The 17,799-nt window shown below is 40.6% G+C and carries 10 protein-coding genes; 5 read left to right on the forward strand and 5 right to left on the reverse strand.

Annotated features, from left to right (window positions below):
• Both VF500_RS13320 and VF500_RS13325 read right to left on the reverse strand, forming a co-directional pair.
• Positions 1-774 (reverse strand): alpha-L-fucosidase (locus VF500_RS13320; RefSeq protein WP_330860136.1); only part of this gene is annotated, 774 nt, incomplete at its 3' end.
• A 60-nt stretch (positions 775-834) separates the two neighbouring features.
• Positions 835-2,967: an alpha-N-acetylglucosaminidase gene (locus VF500_RS13325; RefSeq protein WP_330860137.1), complete on the reverse strand. Its 2,133-nt coding sequence runs from the start codon at positions 2,965-2,967 to the stop codon at positions 835-837.
• Positions 2,968-3,297: 330 nt separating this feature from the next.
• On the opposite strand from VF500_RS13325, the gene VF500_RS13330 reads away from it, so the two are divergent.
• Positions 3,298-4,680, forward strand: coding sequence for an alpha-L-fucosidase (locus tag VF500_RS13330; protein WP_330860138.1), 1,383 nt, complete (start codon positions 3,298-3,300; stop codon positions 4,678-4,680).
• Between the two features lie 45 nt (positions 4,681-4,725).
• Entirely contained in the window at positions 4,726-7,065 is a 2,340-nt protein-coding gene (locus tag VF500_RS13335) for a beta-galactosidase (RefSeq protein ID WP_330860139.1), read from the forward strand.
• Between the two features lie 801 nt (positions 7,066-7,866).
• On the opposite strand, the gene VF500_RS13340 is transcribed toward VF500_RS13335, so the two are convergent.
• On the reverse strand, positions 7,867-11,748 hold the full coding sequence (locus VF500_RS13340; RefSeq protein WP_330860140.1) for an MBG domain-containing protein: 3,882 nt from the start codon (positions 11,746-11,748) through the stop codon (positions 7,867-7,869).
• Positions 11,749-12,780: 1,032 nt separating this feature from the next.
• Between VF500_RS13340 and VF500_RS13345 the strand changes: the two genes are divergently transcribed.
• Both VF500_RS13345 and VF500_RS13350 read left to right on the forward strand, forming a co-directional pair.
• Positions 12,781-12,963, forward strand: a complete 183-nt coding sequence (locus tag VF500_RS13345; protein ID WP_330860145.1) for a helix-turn-helix transcriptional regulator — start codon at positions 12,781-12,783, stop codon at positions 12,961-12,963.
• A 65-nt stretch (positions 12,964-13,028) separates the two neighbouring features.
• Positions 13,029-13,292 carry a hypothetical protein gene (locus VF500_RS13350; RefSeq protein WP_330860141.1) on the forward strand — a complete coding sequence of 88 codons (264 nt, stop codon included), beginning with the start codon at positions 13,029-13,031 and terminating at the stop codon, positions 13,290-13,292.
• A 319-nt stretch (positions 13,293-13,611) separates the two neighbouring features.
• Here the strand turns inward: VF500_RS13350 and VF500_RS13355 are convergent, their stop codons facing one another.
• Both VF500_RS13355 and VF500_RS13360 read right to left on the reverse strand, forming a co-directional pair.
• Positions 13,612-14,343, reverse strand: coding sequence for a LytTR family DNA-binding domain-containing protein (locus VF500_RS13355; RefSeq protein WP_330860142.1), 732 nt, complete (start codon positions 14,341-14,343; stop codon positions 13,612-13,614).
• Between the two features lie 4 nt (positions 14,344-14,347).
• Positions 14,348-17,233: a sensor histidine kinase gene (locus VF500_RS13360; RefSeq protein WP_330860143.1), complete on the reverse strand. Its 2,886-nt coding sequence runs from the start codon at positions 17,231-17,233 to the stop codon at positions 14,348-14,350.
• Between the two features lie 216 nt (positions 17,234-17,449).
• Between VF500_RS13360 and VF500_RS13365 the strand changes: the two genes are divergently transcribed.
• Positions 17,450-17,799, forward strand: a 350-nt coding sequence (locus VF500_RS13365) for a hypothetical protein (protein WP_330860144.1), incomplete at its 3' end; no start/stop codon positions are given.

The following is a 17,799-nucleotide window of genomic DNA, read 5'->3' on the forward strand; positions in this document are numbered from 1 at the left end:
TTCGTTTAAATCAAGGCGGTTATCAATGATAATATTGGGTTGTAGCTTTCTTATCTCTTTAACCAGTTCAACAGATCCCCAGTCTTTGGCCCCTTTGCCGTGTTTACCATTATCAGGGTATGAAAAATCGAGCCAGAGCATGTCAATTTTGCCATAATTGGTAAGCAGTTCTTTGATCTGGTTATGCATGTAGGTACGGTACCTGGCCATATCACGGCCTTTATTGAGCTTATCGTAATCTTCGTCCTTCTCGCTCGCGGGTTGCAAAGGGTGTAAAACATCAACTGTAAAATCCGGATGATGCCAGTCCAGCAATGAATAATAGAATCCTATTTTTATGCCCTCGGCCCTAAAAGCATCTACAAATTCTCTTACAAGGTCTCTTTTTGCAGCGGTATTTGTGGCCTTATAGTCGGTGTATTTTGAATCAAACAAACAAAACCCTTCGTGATGTTTGGTAGTAAGCACGGCATATTTCATTCCGGCCGCTTTAGCCTTCTTTGCCCATTCTTTAGGGTTAAACAAATCGGGATTAAACTCGTCAAAGTAAGGTTGATATTGCGCATCTGTCATGCGCTCCCACCGTTTTACCCATTCATGCCTCGCAGCCTGCGAATAAAGCCCCCAATGAATAAACATACCAAAACGGTCGTTTGTCCACCAGGCCATGCGTTTGGCCTTTTGTTCGGGCGTTTCTGTTCCTATTTTCTTTTGGGCATATAATGGAGAAAATGCAATAAAGATCAATAAAATAGCTAAAGCGTGTTTTTTCATCGGATAGATAGAGGTCCGTTAGTTTTAAATAAAAGGGATGTTTTGGGGATAACCCCGTTTTTATAGCGATAAAATTTCATCAACCACTTCCTGTAGGGGCCTTTGCGGTTTTTCAGGATGTAGCTTTTGATTATCATCTACCCATTTACGTTCCCATGAAAAATAATCGGGCTCCTGAAGGCTTTTGCCCTGCAGGTTACCGCGCAGGTAATCAAAATAGATCTCCCAGCGGCGCAGATAATATCCATCCATAAGGCCTGCCCATTCTTTATAGGCATACTCATGCAGGTTATCCTCGGTGCGTACGTTTTCGCCCCAATAGGTGATCTGCATTAACATGTTTTTTAAATTATTTGCCTTTTCCTCTGTAGTATTGCCGTTATCTATTGATTGTGTTAGATAAGTGTTGAGTTTGAAGTAACTATCAGTATTCAAAAGATTATCTGTTAATTTGATCATGTTCAAAAACTTTCCGCTTGCCTTGTTGAAGGCCTGCAGGTCTTTGTTATTATATGCTGCCACCAGATCATTAAAAACAAGGGTCCCTTTATTGGCCAGTACCTGCCTAACCATATTGATAAGGTCTATTTTATAAGTTGCAGAATTAATGAGCGAAGGGGAGGCTTTGGCAAATTCTCTTACAGCATTTTCAAACTTTACGGTATCATAATTACGGGTAAGGGTACCCCAGCTGGAGATTGACTTAACTTTGAGTGCCGGCCTGGCACAAAAGATAGATTCGCCTGCACCTTCCTGGTAGCCCGGAAGGCTTTGATAAATTGTTTGTAAAAATCCTTGCCAGGCATTATTGGCATGGTCATTACTTTTACCGTAGCGATATTTTGCATAATCATTGATCCAGTTACGGGTATCTACATGGTCTTTGCGCCAGCCTAATTCAAGCATCAAATCATAATCCGGAGGATTGTTATTAATGCCTTCGGGCATTATGCCTACACCTTTAAGATAATTGCTGTAAGTGCTTTTTCGGGCTCTGTCTATTTCATCGGCAAAGCGTTGTAGCTTGCCATAAACACCAGGGCGTTCGCCAAAATTGTTAACACTGCACCATATAAATGGGGTACCATCATAAGCTTTACGTTTTTCCCAGTTATTTGTAAACTCACCAAAAAGTTCCTGCACCAATACTTTTGATTTATCTAAACCATCAAGCATGCCTTGTTTGGGGTTATCCTGCCAGCCCTGCAATACCCATGTTGAACCCGGATAATATTTTTGCATGGATGCCTGTATGGCAGCTCCTGCTTTCTTCAGGTCGACGCCTTCTGTTTTACCACCCTCGTGAAAAGGGTCGCCTGCAAAAAAGTGAATATTTTTACCATATAATGCCTGCATTTCGCTGTAATATATACCTGCTATACGGGCAAATTCAGGGTCGGTAGGGTCAAGTATATCGGGCCTTTTAAAGGCTCCCCAGGTTAACTGATCAATGATATGCGCTTTGCTCTTGCTTTTTAATGAGCTTGGCACCATACCATAAAAGCCCTGCAATACCGGCTCTATGCCTAATTCATGCATCCGTTTCATCATTTTTTGTTGGATCAGCTTCCGGTTATCGATTTGACTTTGAGGCATAGGGCCTCCCCAGCCTTCGATATTACCCATCAGCCACCAGGCGGTATAGGCCGGGCCAACTATGAAATCGTTAATTTCTTTTTCACTGTAGCCTATCTTCCTCAGCGTGTTTTGCCACACTGCTTCCATGCCTTCAACAGTAAGCATGGTATTAACACCATTCAAGGCCATCCAATCCAGCTCCCGTTCCCAGTCCGGCCAACTGTAAAAACTCATGGTGTAATTGTAAGTACAATAATTTAATGCGTAACGATACTTGGCCGCGGCCTGTACAGTCGTCTTTTTACTGACAACGGGAATAGGGAATACAGGTGCCAGGTTGTCGCCCATGTGCGACATGGAACGGTGACAATAGTATTTCAAATACCAGTTAACACCAACCGCGGCAGCATTAGCACCAGAGGCTGTGATAACCAGTTTGTTTTTTATGGTTTGCAGTTCAACTATCTCGGAATTGGTATCTTTTAATGACTTGAAAATAACGTGTTCGCTTAACCAGGGGGCGCGCCTTTTAACCAATCCTTTTACGGGATCAAACTGTTGGGCAAAAAGCTTTAAAGGCAATAGTAAAACAAGCAGGCAAGTTAGTTTTCGCATAAAAATGTGTCGGTTTTTTCTGTTAATATGTCCGAAACTAACTAAAATTTAATGGAAAGATGGCTTCTGGTTACATGCCCTTTGGTCTTAAAAATTACGCAAACGTTTGTTATGGCACACACAACCGATTGCGTAATTTTTCGCTGTTTTTTCGGATTATTATTTTGTTACAATTGTAACTGAAGGGGGTTGATCGATGCTTTTTCGCTAATGTCTTGCTTGCTAAATCCACTGAAAATAAGAAAGAAAAAAAAGGTATGCCGGCTCCAACTCGGGATACTTTAATAAATAACGAAACCTCCATGCCACTATATTGAAATAATTAAAAAAATGAAGAGAATCTTTGTTACCCTCATTGTTTGTATAGCCGTAAATGGCTTTTCATTTGCACAAATAATTTCACCTGCCGATTCATTAATGGGGGCAACCATATTAAGTAAGCGCCCGGATCCGGGAATGCGAAAATGGCGCGAAAACCGTTTCGGCCAATTTATTCATTGGGGTTTGTATGCTGTTACCGGCGGGCAATGGAAAGGCAAAAATTACCCTACTTCTGCCGAATGGTTGAAAGTAGATGCCGGTATTTCAACTGCTGAGTATGCCGAAATTATCCATCAATTTAATCCTCAGAAATATAACCCTGCCGAATGGGCACATATGGCTAAAAATATGGGGGTAAAATATGTGATCATTACTACCAAGCATCATGAAGGGTTTTGCTTATGGCCCAGTAGCTTTACGGATTTTTCTGTTGCGTCAACGCCTTATAAAAAAGATTTGTTGATGCCATTTGTAAAAGCATATCAAAAAGAGGGTATTGATGTTTATTTCTATTATTCCATTTTGGATTGGCATCATCCCGATTATCGATCCGTAATACAATCTGAAGATGATCAAAAGGCCTTTGAACGATATTTCGCTTATGTTAAAAATCAACTGAAAGAGTTGATAACCAATTATCCCAATATTAAAGGTTTCTGGTTCGACGGGCAATGGGAGGCATCATACAAAAAAAACTATAAAATGGGCTATGAGCTGGAGCAGTATTGCCGGGCATTAAAACCGGGTATAATCCTTAACAACCGCATCCGTACAGATGCCCGGGGCCATGTAGATCATGACTACAACGGACGGCATTTTGGTGATTTTGATGGCAGTTTTGAACGTCGTTTGCCATCTGGCGTAAAGTCGCTCGATTTTGATTGGGAAGCCTGCATGACCGTTCCCGAAAACCAGTGGGGATATCACAAAATATGGGAGGGCCACACAAAAACTTCATATGAAATACAGGAGATGCTTGCAACCTGTACCTCCATGGGCGGCAATTTTGTACTCAATTTCGGCCCGCAGCCAGATGGCACTATCCGTGCCTACGAGCAAAATCTGTCAAAGGAGGTTGGTGCATGGATGCAAGCTAACGGAAAGGCCATATACGGATGTGATAATGCTGGCTTGGAAAAACAAGATTGGGGTTATTTTACCCAAAAGCCGGGTGATGAAAGGTTATACATGATTGTTTTCAATATACCTTTCTCGGGAGCCTTAAAAATAACGCTTCCCGAAAAAACAATAATTGCAGATAATACGCTCTTAACCGATGATCATCAAAAGTTCCGTATAGAGAAAACGTACGGCAATGGATACTATCTGCATTTGGGAGATGCAAAGTTTACCCACCCATTCGTGATAACATTACACCTGAAAAAAACTTAATTGTTTTTGAAACTTACTTAGTAACACAGTCAAAATTGACCTTTAATGAAAAATAGTATTATCAGCCTGCTCCTTTTTGTATACCTGCTAAGTTGCAAACCTGCTTTTGGTCAGCAGGAAATAAATGAGCCGTTTAAAATTGGTACTGAATCTTTTATTTTAAACGGGAAGCCTTTTGTTATTCGCTGCGGGGAAATGCATTTTGCCCGGATCCCGAAAGCTTATTGGAGGCACCGTTTAAAAATGGCTAAAGCGGTTGGCTTAAATACCGTTTGTGCTTACCTGTTTTGGAACTTTCATGAAACATCACCGGGGAAATTTACCTGGGAAGGGCAAGCGGATGCAGCCGAGTTTTGTAAAATAGCTCAAGAGGAAGGTTTATATGTATTGTTGCGCCCCGGACCGTATGCTTGTGCCGAATGGGAATTTGGCGGCTTGCCCTGGTGGCTGTTAAAAAAGAAAGATATCCGGTTACGTACCCAGGATCCGTATTTTATGGAGCGTTGCCGGCAATATTTGAAAGAAGTTGGTCGCGTTTTAAGTCCGCTGCAAATAACCAACGGCGGCCCCATATTAATGACACAGGTTGAAAATGAATACGGCAGCTATGGCGCAGATAAAGAATACATTTTAAAAATACGCGATTATTTAAAAGAAGCAGGGTTTGTTGTGCCTCTGTTTACATGCGACGGTACTGTTCAATTAAAAAATGATGTACAGAAGGATATTTTTGCCGTAGTTAACTTTGGTAACAATCCTGAAGCAGCCTTTAAAGCCTTGCGGGAAGTTCAGCCCGCAGGGCCGTTAATGTGCGGCGAATACTATCCCGGCTGGTTTGATAGTTGGGGCCAGCCACATCATACTGGCTCAAATGATCATCTTATAAAAGAAGTTGGTTGGATGCTTGATCATAAAGCTTCCTTTAGCATATATATGATACACGGTGGCACATCGTTCGGCTTATGGGCCGGAGCAAATTCTCAGCCATACACACCCGAAACTTCCAGTTATGATTATGACGCACCAATAAGCGAAAATGGAAAAGCAACAGCCAAGTATGAAGAACTGCGCAATACGTTAAAAAAGTATCTCCAACCCGGTGAGGTGTTAACAGATGTACCTGCTGCTATACCTGTACAAAAAATCCCTCCATTTAACCTTACTGCGGTTGCTCCTATAATGGGCCAATTGTCTAAGCCGGTGCTCAGTGATACCACGCTTTATATGGAAGACTTAAACCAGGGCTATGGGATGATGGTTTATGAAACAAATTTGCCGGCCGGTGGAAAATGTAAACTGGATTTTACCGAAGTGCATGACTACGCGGAAGTTTTTATTGGTAACAAACTCATCGGTGTATTAAACCGGATGAAAAATGATCATGTTATTGAAATTCCTGAGCTATCCAAACCTACCAAACTGCGGGTTTTTGTTGAAGCCATGGGGCGCGTTAATTATGGTTATTACCTGCACGATCGTAAAGGTTTACAGGGCGAGGTTTATAGTATAGCCGGCGCAAAAAAGATAATGTTAAAGGGATGGAAACATTATTCAATTCCATTAGGTGAGGGCAATCCCACTTTTAAATACAAGGCTATTGGTACAGCACCCAGGCTGAACGAGCCTGCGTTTTATAAAGGGTACTTTAATGTACAAAATAACAGTGATTTTTATCTGGATATGCGTTGGTTTAAAAAAGGAGTGGCCTGGATAAATGGACATTGCCTTGGCCGTTATTGGAATATTGGGCCAACTCAAACTATGTATGTACCCGGTGTATGGTTAAATAAAGGGAAAAATGAAGTAATCATACTGGATATGCACCGTCCGGTTGCTGCACGCTTGCAAGGTATGGATAAACCCATTCTTGATAGCCTTACTGCAATAGAGACCGTCAGCAGTAATCATCGTAAACCGGGGCAGAAGTTTGGAAATAATTTGAACAGCTTATTATATACCGGGGTAATGGAAAATACTGCTAAATGGCAAACATTTAAGTTCCCTTTAAAAAGCGGACGTTATGTTGCCCTGGAAGCAATGAATAACTTTATTGGCGACCAGTTTACGTCATTGGCCGAGCTTGAATTATTGGATGAAAATGGCGGGCAATTACCCCGCAATTTGTGGAAAGTGGCGTACGCCGATAGTGAAGAGTTGAAAGGAGAGGACGGTAAATCAGAAAACGTGTTTGATTTACAGTATACCAGCATCTGGCATACTCAATGGAAGGATAATGCCACTAAACACCCTCATCAAATAGTTATTGATTTGGGACGTAAAATAGCCATAAGTGGTATCAAAATGCTGCCACGGCAGGATATGGAAACCGGAAGGATCAAGGATTTTAAAGTTTATTTGGCTAATGAGCCCTTTAATGGGTTATAACTTTCATTTTCAAAGTTGTTAATGTCTGCTTTGAGCGCGATAGAGAACGCGTAGGGGGGATGGATTTGGTATGCAGGTGACAAGCGTATTCGGATTGGTTATTATTTACACAAAAAACAAATACTTTTTTTATGCCCCCACAATTTTTCTTCTTGATCCATGTTAGACCAATGTTAGACCGGAAATTTTTAGCAAAAAAAAGAGATTAGTGTCTTTTGCATAATTGCCTTATTTTCAAGTGCCTACACCGGGAGATTAATTGAATGTATTTATGGCTTCGTGATGGTTGTAGAGCGGATTTTGCAGTAATATGAAGAGGGAAAATCCACGAAAAATGAGCAATGATTGAGTGCTTTTTTTAAAAAAAGGTGTTCAAAAAATACTCCATGTTATTTTTTTGAACACCTAATTATTTTAGGTCTAAACCGACCTCTTTTCGTAATACTAAATTCTAAGCCAGCACATATCGAGAATATTTTATTATTCTCGATATGTGCTGGCTTACTTTGTTCAATAGCCGGATGGCCCCAGGTCAAACAATACCCAATCGATATCGTCATGTACGCTGTTGGGAGATGGCCTGTGTGGAGCACAACAGTGAGGCTAAATGCCCTGTATAATAGATGATTTCATAAATAATGAGTGAATAAACCATTTTGATTGCCCCTGTTCGCCGATTTTGTTTGCATTCATAGCTTCTTGATTATTAATGAATAAAGGGATCGATTTAAATTGGCAGCCTGGGGCAAGCTGTTGTGGTTTATCCAAGTTGGTAACTTATAACTAAAAATATTTATCTTTTCATCGAATAATAGTGACGGGGCCGGATAAAGTATTTATGTTGCCTGTAGTGTTTACCTTTATAATATAATAATAGGTGCCTACCGGAAGTGGGCTGTTATGATAAGTACCGTCCCAAGCCTGGCCATAGCCTATGGAATAAAAAAGCAAGATTCCATAACGGGTAAAAATAGAGACCGAACATTTTGGATATTTACTTAAGGCACTGATATTCCACTTATCATTTGCACCGTCGCCATTAGGGGTAAAGGTATTGGGTATCACTATATCGGGATGGCTGGCCTGAATGGTTAATAATCCTGAGATATAAGTTATATCGTAATTCGGAGCCACGGCATCACTCACGGTGATTTCGTATTGACCGGCCGCCGAGTTTTGGGCTGCAGCCGTCTTAATTGTGGGAAGCATGGACAATTGCTGAGGGCCTTCGCCATTTACAAATCCACTATAGGAAGCGGTTAATACCGGATTAATTGTTCCATAAATCTTGACCTTATTATCGGCGGTTATGGTAAGCGGTACTGCAGTAACAATAATATTTCCGGGAGTATAACTTATAGCATAATCGGCCGGATTGAATGTCCCCCCAGTAGCGGCCGTGGCACTTATTGAAGAAATATAATTACCTACAGTTGCCGCAGCCGTAGCCCCTTGCCCATATTCAATGGTTATACTGCCGATAGTTTCATTGTTTTGCAGGCCAAACGAAGTAAATGCCTCTGAACCTGCAGTGCCTGTGATAACGGAACCGTATGATTTGGTTACACTGTTTCCAGTTATCTTAAGAGGAGCAGAACTTACTTTGCTGGCGGGCATGGCAATTTTTACATTTGCAGCATTTATGCTACTAAGTTTAATATCTCCACTGTATGTACCAACATGGCTGGTGGCAGCTATTCTTATAAACACTGGTATAGATGTAATAGTTCCCGCGGCGCCAACGGTAACATTTGGAGCAAACACATGGTTATCCATACTTATTTCAAAGCCTGATGGTGGGGTGATCATCACCCCTTCATTGAGGTTTACCGCTGATATGGAAAAACTTGTTGAGGGAGAAGGAGTGCCATATTGCGTATTGAGCGGAGGCAAATTGCCTGTAAAACTAATGACAGGGGGTGGGGATGGGTCCACTTTGATTGAAAAATGTACCGGAGATCCCAGGCAGTTTGCGCTCTTGACTATAAAATTGCCGAAAGAGTGAGGGCTATTTCCTGTTAGAAAAGTAGAAGTGACTGTATTTGAGATGGTATTTATTACAGCTATCCCGGTAGGACTGGTTACAAATGCCTGGCTTCCGTCCGGTGAAACAGCTATGCCAGCCGGGTCGCCACTTATTGGTATAGTTGCGAGGATTTGATTGGCAATGGTATTGATTACGGTTACGGTGTTTGCATGTTGACTAATTGCATACAGTGTATTGCCGTCGGGACTTAAGGCTATGGCAACGCCAGCCAGGCCAATAGGTACTTTTGATAGAATCGTGCCGGTAGCAGCTTCAATCGAATACACCATGTCCGGGCTTTGCGTAACAGCATACAAGCGCCGCCCATCTGGACTCACTAAAATGTCCATAACGGCTAAGCTGTTGTTCAAGGGATCAATAGTTATAGATGATGCAACGGTATTTGTTGAAGTATTGATAACGGAAATTTTACCATCGCCAAAATTCCCAGTGTAAACTTTACTGCCGTCGGGGCTGACCGCTATTCCGACAGGTAATTTGCCCACAGGTATGCTGGCTGTAACCGTATTAGTTATTGCATTGATCACCAAAACATTGTTTCCACCAAATGTTGCAAGGTATAGGGTTGAACCATCGGGGCTTACAACCAGACCACCCCTGGCATAGGGGCCAACCGGGATAGTTGCAATAACGGTGTTACTGTTGGTACTGATAACAGAAATCGTATTGGAGTCCTCGTTTTCAACGTAGATACGGCGTCCGTCGGGGCTTGATGTGACTCCAATTGGCGTTGAGCCTACGGTTATTGTATTTTCAATTTTATTATTTGCTGTATTGACCACTGAAACTGTCCCATCTCCTGAATTATTGATATAGGCATATACCGATGGTGATGGTGTAGCGGTTATATTGGCAACAATAGGGGTAGCCGTAAAATTGACCGTTTTAAAAGCAGGGATGTTGCCTGAACCTTTCGCAGACAGACCTACAGCGGGCATGTCATTGGTCCAATTAACCGTGTTTGCAGTTCCTGTAAAAGTGATAGCGTTTGTAAACTGGCCATTCATCACCGTCTGATCGGACACCGTATTTATGGTCTGTATATCTTTGACAGAGCCCGATATTGGTATATCAAGGTTATTCGTACCAGGTGAAGAGATATTTACATTACCGGAAATGTTTCCTTTAGCAGTAGCGGCCGAACGTACATATATTGTTGTGCCAATAACTTTCCCACCCACCGGTACAAGCGTCAGCTTATTACCGTAAGTACCAGCTGAGGTAAGCGCTATTTCAAAATTGGCAGGTGCAGCTACCTGGATATTGCCGGTCAGGTTATTTCCTGCCACTGAAAATAGTTCTAAAGCCGGGCTTGCCGATGCCGTGCCCACACAAGCAGCTATTTCACCGGTTACCGGACTTGCGGTGATGACAGGTGTTGGATTAACCGTTATTTTAAAACTGATGGTGCCACCACCACAGGCGGCCCCTTGTGTTATGAAATTTCCATACGAATTGGGGTCTTCGCCGGTTGCAATAGTTGCTGTCACCGTATTGGTTGCCGTATTGATAACGCTAACATTATTATCGCGGCCATTTTCCACAAGCACCTCACTGCCATCGCCCGTCACAGATAGGCCTATAGGTCCGTTGCCTACCGGAACCGTTGCTATAACCTGGTTAACGGCTGTATTGATTACGGATACTGAGTTGGAGAATGAATTGATCACATAGGCACGACTACCATCGTTATTTAATGCAACGATAATCGCCCCTTGTCCTACAGGAATACTTGCAGATACGGTGTTATCCGCGGTGTTAATAACTTTTAAAATATCGTTATTATTGATATCTGGAAATATGGTTCGCACACCGTATGGTGCATATAACCGGCTCCCATCAGGGCTTAATGCGATGCCAAAAGGATTATAACCAATTGCAATATCTGCCATTATTGCATGAGTGATTGTATTAACAACTAAAATATCATTATTGCTACCATTTGCTACATATAATTTACTTCCGTCAGGACTTAGGGCTATTCCGGTTGGCGTAATGTAATTTCCTAATGTAAAATCGGATATTACAGTGTTGTTAATCGTATTGATAACTGTTATGTACGGATAATCGGCTACATACAACTTGCTGTCATCGGCACTAACCAACATATTGCCGGCTTCACCGTTTACAGGAATAGTAGCCGAAACTGTGTTCGTTGCCGTATTGATTACTGATATGCTTTTATTACCGCTTGGGTTTCCTACATAGACTAATGTACCGGCGTGGTTTACAGCAACGCCCCATGGATTGGCACCCACAGGAATAGTTGCAGTAACCATTTTTGCGGCAATATCAATCACTGAAACTGAATTAACGCCAAAACCGCCATTAGCGATATAAGCAAAGCCTGGATTGGCGGGAGTAGCAGTAATAGTTGCTGTTACCGGGGTACTTCCTGTATTTACTGCTGTAAATGACGCAATATTGCCGGTGCCACTTGCAGCAAGGCCTATTGATGGATTATCGTTAACCCAATTGTAAGTACATGATCCAGACGGAAATGTTATGGCTGCTGTGCCTTGCCCATTAGCAACGGTTTGGCTGGCTTGCGCGAATATTCGCCTTGCGGAGGCAGAAAAAAATAAAAAGATGCATAAAAAGAGAGAGGCTTTACGCGCAGGAACAGTTAAAAACACAATTTGTGAATAGGGTAAAAATTAGGCATTAAGATATTTACTTCATAGCGAAAAACTACTATAAAAAATAAAAAACTTTCCAGTCTGTTTGTAATTTTAATCCTAAATTCAATTAAAGGCTGTTTTTTAAACGGCAACTTAACTGCATTGTAGGTTTTGACGTTTTAACTAAAAAGACTTTAGATTATCTCTAAAGTCTTTTTTACTTTCTGGAGTAGCCCCATAGGATTCAAACCAAAAAAATGCTTTATTCGCTGGAAACGCAACTTGAGTTATTGACTAAAAACAAAAAATGCCTTTCTTAATTAGAAAGGTGATTCCGTTACTTTGGTAGCCCCAACAGTACTAAAACACCAAACGGGAGGTTCGAAGAATACCCAGTAAAGGATCTTTAAAAGTGCAGTAGTTAGTTAAGGTTACTCACTTCTTCTAAAGTTGGTTTCAATTTCGCCCAGTTAGTATTAAAATAACTTTTTGTAGCACTAAGCTTCTCAGGCTTAAATTGCATTGGTGTTAGGTATAAGAGATTTGTAATTTTTCACTAAACGTTCGATAATAGTCCCGTGATTTTATATTAAGACCAATAAAAACCTATACTTAAGATGCAATATTGTTCTGTTATCTAAATGTAATATACAGCTAAGTTTTTTTTTAGGTTAAAGCTAAATCTATGAGAGAACAATATTTCAAACACTGGGCACTGTTCGATTTCAACAAAGACACCAACGATATAGGCCACCCATTTTTTTGGAATAAAAGAGGTGGGGATAAGCACTTTCTCAACTTGTTTTGTAGAAAGAGCGAACAAGAATTTGCTAAATTGTATAAATACTACCTGCAATTCTTTTTATCTAAATACGATGATGCCACCGAGCAGGAGTTCTTTAGATATGTGTGAGAAGTCATACAGGGTGCCATTGCATAATTAAGACCATATTAAGTTGATTGAATGTTAAGGGGAAAAAAATCAATCCAAAATACAACCGATACCTGGTATTAATTGCCAACCTTTTCGTATTCTTTTATACTTCGATGGACAAAGAAATAGAGTTGAAGAAATTGGGGCTACGAATACGCGAAATACGTAAGGAGAAAGCTATGACCCAATTAGACCTGGCTCATTCCATCGGAAAAGATCAACAATCATTACAGTGGCTTGAAACTGGCAACATTAACCCATCATTCTTTTATCTGAAGAAATCGCAGCAGGGTTAGAGGTGACGCTACAGGAGCTTTTAAAAGGTTTATAATATCACTACATGTTATGATTAATTATAAAATTGAAATCAACAAAATCAAAGGGATTCAAAAAAAATGCTGGTGGAGTTATAAAAGTAATAGCAACCTACCTTATTGGGCTGAGAAAAATGTTTCACCAGAAATTTTCGGACAACAAAAAAGCGATTAGTGTCTTTTACCTAATCGCTTCATTTTCAAGTACTGATAATGGGAGGTTAATTGAACACATTTATGGCTTTCTGATAACTGCAGAGCGGATTTTGCAGAAATATGGGGATGAAAATTCAAAGAAGATAAGTGGATAATTGCTGTAATTTTTCTTTGGACAGGTGTTCAATAAATTTACCATGATAGATTTATTGAACACTACTATTTTATAATTCGGTATTCTACAGGACTTCTCAGGTTTAAATGTTTTTCCAGATTTTCGACTTGCATTCATAGTAGTGCTGGAGCAACAATCAAATTCTTTATGCATTTTTAGACACCTTAAAAAAGATCTTAACCCTAAAATAAATAATTCACCTTTCATTTATTTATATCGACGTCAACAAAGCCGTTAACTATTGCTCAATAATCTCTTTGCGCAATATAGTTTTAGCTTTAATTACTTTTGTTTCCATACTAATTCTCAAACAGGTTGAATATATCCTGCTTGTACACACTTCCAACCGGTATGGAAGCTCCTTGTTGCATTTCCAAATAGCCATTGTCTGTTCTGTTATATGCGGAAATGAAGCGTTTGTTTACAATGTAGGATCTGTGAACCCTAACGAATTGCTTGTAAGCGGTAAGCATATCTTCCAATTGTTTCAGATGTTTTGACACCATAATACTGTCTTTGTTCTGCAAATGCAGAACAGTATAACTTCCTTCGGCAGATACATAAACAATATCGCTGATATACACGAGTTCGATCTTGCTTTTATTGGGGACTGCAATTTGCTTTCTTTCATAAGCGTTTTCCCCTTGTATGTTTATCTGCCGCTTGTCCATCCTCGCTTGTCTCACCCTACCAACGGTTTCGATTAGCTCAAGATGGTTTACCGGCTTCAAAAGGTAGTTTACTGCTGCATACCTGAATGCTTTAAGCGCAAATTCCTCATAGGCTGTTACAAATACAACAGCTGCTCGGTAAGACAAAAGCTCATCCAGGATATCAAAACCGGTATGGCTACCCAGGTTGATGTCCATGAAAATAATGTCCACCTGCTGTTGCTTTAGCGCCGCAACAGCTTTTGAATAGCTCTCAGCCATCCCCGCGATATCTACATCGGGACAGAATTTTTTTATCAGCCCGGCCAGGGTGTTTCTTGGCATCACTTCATCATCAATAATAAAAGCCTTTATTATCATTATATTACGGTTGAGTAGTTAATAGTGGCAGTTCAATAGTTACAGTAGTACCGGGTTGATTGCCATTTGAGGTAATATGCAACATCCCCACCTGATGTTTTAAACGTATTAGTTCAAGGCGTTCTTTGATGATTTCCAGCGCATGATTGGGCTTAAGAAAAGGTTCGCCATTTTTAAATCCCTTCCCGTTATCCATAACAGATACCAGCAATTTATTATCATCGGGTTCAAACCTGATGCGCATGTTGGCGTTTAATCCGTTTTCATTTTTAACGCCATGTTCAACTGCATTTTCAACAATAGGTTGTAATATCAAAGTAGGTATATATAACTGTGAGATCACCAAACGGGTATCAACCACAAAAGAATAGCTAAATCCATTGCTGAAGCGTTGTTGCTGAATAAACAGGTAATGTTTTAGAAAATCAATTTCCTTTTCAATTGTGATATAACTTTCTCTGCTCTCCTGTAAAAAGCCACGCATAAGTTTAGCGTAGTTATCAAGATATTTAAGCCCTCCTATATCATCCCCATTGATGAAATAGGATTGCAGGGGAGTGAGTACATTAAAAATAAAGTGTGGTTTTAACTGGGCAAAGAGGTTCTTGTTTTCAAGTTCGTTCATTCGTAAATGATCATTCATCTTTTTCTCTGCTTTCTGCAACTGGACTTTGTACCATCCGAATACAAAGAAACCAACCCCAACAGTAACCAGGCACCCAAAAAGAATAGTTACCCAAATCCGCTGGTACCATAAGGGGCGAATGATAATAGTGTATGACGTGCTGCTTTGCAATTCGGAGTATTCTCCTTTTGCTTTAATTGTTATAAGGTATTTTCCTGGTTTCTGGTTATTGAGTGTGATTGTACGGTCATTTATTGTTTGCCAGTTGCTAACTGCATCCCCATTATAATTTATTTGATAACTAATATTCCTGGTTTCATTCGTATAGTCAAGAACGTCAGCTAATAGAGTGATGGAAAGCTTCCTGGAATAAATGGTTTCGGATGTGGCTTTTGACACATCAAACCCCGTTAAGGAACATGCCAGGTAAATTTTCGGGCTAACGGTACTTTTTAAACCACAAACAAATCGCTTCGGCATATAATAAACACCATTATTGGTAGCCAAAGCCAGCGTATCAGTTTCAAGTGAAAAATCATTAATTGAAAAGGAATATCTCGCTGCATCAATTTCATTGATCAGTTTCCAATCATTGATTCTAAATATAACCAAACCCGAGCCTGTCTTTAAATAACAATACTGGTCATCCGCTTTTATATCATAGCAGTTCTGCTTCAATATTTTTGTGCTGCTTCCAAGTTCACCCTTATCATTAAGCTGTACTGCAAAAGCTCCTTCCTGTGTACATACAATAAGGTTATTTGTTAGCACCCTCAGTTTGTTGATGCGAATTGATGAAAAAAGGCGCTCCTTGACATCGTTTCGATATATACCATCGCTTGTGCCATAAAAACACACCGTTTCATTAAATGGTGCGACTGACAGCGTGTTAATCCCCTTGTACTTGGGATCGGTACTGATGCTTCCGTCAGTGTTGATTATAAAACAGGCGGATTTGGTGGTAAAATAATACCTGTTATGATATGCTACACCATCTTTAAACGGGGTATGGCTACTGATAGCCAGGGGCGAAATTTTACCAGGCATCAACATCCCTTTGCCTACGTAACTATTTTGATTACCAAAAAAGAACCAATTGTTTGCTGCTTTATAAACCGCTCTGATTTCGTTAATAGATTGCCGATTGGAAATTTTCAGTTTAACTACTTTTCCTTTAAACAAAATGCTGATCCTATCCCGGTCATGCCCTAACACAACAACCCCATTATCAAGTTCGCTAATCCCTGAAATATAGTTATCGAGCCCATTGTCGTCGGGAAGAGTTTCCTGAAGATGCCTGGTTGCCAAATCCGCAGGTGTAAACAGGTAAACGCCCTTTCCAAGCGTCCCCACCCAAAGGTTACCCTGGTAATCGCTGACAAGGCTTGTAACCGGAACCTGTGTTAATATTTTTGAATATGATCGTGGTACATTATTCTTCAGGGAAAAGAAATTTTGTATCAGTAATAATTCCTGTGACTCTACAAAACCGAGATATAAGTCGTTGCCAATCCTCACGAAAGAACTAATGTTGCCGATGATTTTTTCACTGTCACCATCAAATATCAATGTAGCCGGCATATTTCCCTTTTGCCGGAAGATTTTATTGCCCAGTATTAAGGCGTCTCCTATAATCTGTATGGCATAAGGTTTGTAATTAAACAATGCCGACAATGTATCGGTAGCGATACCATTAACGTGGTCGGGGATTTTCCACCGGGTCAAAAGACTGTTGATAAAGGCTGTTTTACCGATCGGCCATTGCCGTTTCGGGCTGGAAAGAACTGTTTGCGAAAAAGTGCTGTTTATCCGGTATAGGGACAACGTGTCTTTTTTTTGCCAGGCCAATATCACGGGGCTTTTGAAAGATGGCGTGTTAGGCTCGTCAAGCACAGCTGTAAAGGTATGTGTCTTCAAATTGAAAAGCCTGCTATTGCCGGAATATCCAAACAGCCATAAGAGGCTATCATTAGGTTTATAAACCTGTATAAATTCATTGTCAGTTTCAGGAGCAGTGTATTTTCTGAAAGTATCACCATCATAACGCACAAGGCCCCTTTCAGTTGCCAGCCAGATATAGCCATACCCGTCTGTCACCATCTTGTAAACAATATTGGACGAAAGGCCGGAATTGATATTAGTAAAATTCCGGTAGAGTGGTTGGCTGCTCTCAATTGTCTGTGCGATGGTTTTGCTGAAAAGGACACCTGACAGCAGGACGATTACAGTAAACAAGGTAGGTTTACGCTGTACAAAAATCTTCATCTGCTTATCAGGCCATTCTGTCTATGATTAAATATCCCCCCGTCGGGACTGGCTAAGGTAAGTGTAACGGGCTGATTATCTACTATTACAGCAATGAAATATTTTTTGTCAAATTAATACTGGTCTTTATCAAAAAGAAAGCCATGTTCATCAATGTGAGTGTCATCCGGTACCATCAATAAGCTTTATTTGCGGCAATTATTTGGTGTTTGTGATATGAAAACTAAGAAGTTTTTGCTGGCCGGGATCAGTATATTGTCCTGTAATATTTCTACCCCGGGTAGCCGTATTAAACCCCATAGCTATATTGTGCGCGATTATGTGAAAGTTGGTAAAATGATGGATACTGTTAAAACGCCCTACGTAATTAATGTAACAGGCAAGAATGGTAAACGCATCGTTTTTATTGGTTGTGTACATGATGCAGACAGCACCTCCCCACAGTTCGGCATCATAGGAAAGTATTTCAATGAGCTGCAGCCACAGCTGGTTTTTAATGAGGGTGGGCAGATTGCCGATAGCATTCACTATACAACGATCAACGAGGCCATACGGAAGGACGGAGA

Source organism: Mucilaginibacter sp. (assembly GCF_036383575.1).
Classification (GTDB): Bacteria; Bacteroidota; Bacteroidia; order Sphingobacteriales; family Sphingobacteriaceae; genus Mucilaginibacter.

Excerpts from the sequence above, each read along its gene's own strand:
- VF500_RS13325 (WP_330860137.1), bottom strand. The coding sequence starts at position 2,967 with ATGCGAAAACTAACTTGCCTGCTTGTTTTACTATTGCCTTTAAAGCTT.
- VF500_RS13330 (WP_330860138.1), top strand. The coding sequence starts at position 3,298 with ATGAAGAGAATCTTTGTTACCCTCATTGTTTGTATAGCCGTAAATGGC.
- VF500_RS13335 (WP_330860139.1), top strand. The coding sequence starts at position 4,726 with ATGAAAAATAGTATTATCAGCCTGCTCCTTTTTGTATACCTGCTAAGT.
- VF500_RS13345 (WP_330860145.1), top strand. The coding sequence starts at position 12,781 with ATGGACAAAGAAATAGAGTTGAAGAAATTGGGGCTACGAATACGCGAA.
- VF500_RS13355 (WP_330860142.1), bottom strand. The coding sequence starts at position 14,343 with ATGATAATAAAGGCTTTTATTATTGATGATGAAGTGATGCCAAGAAAC.
- VF500_RS13360 (WP_330860143.1), bottom strand. The coding sequence starts at position 17,233 with ATGAAGATTTTTGTACAGCGTAAACCTACCTTGTTTACTGTAATCGTC.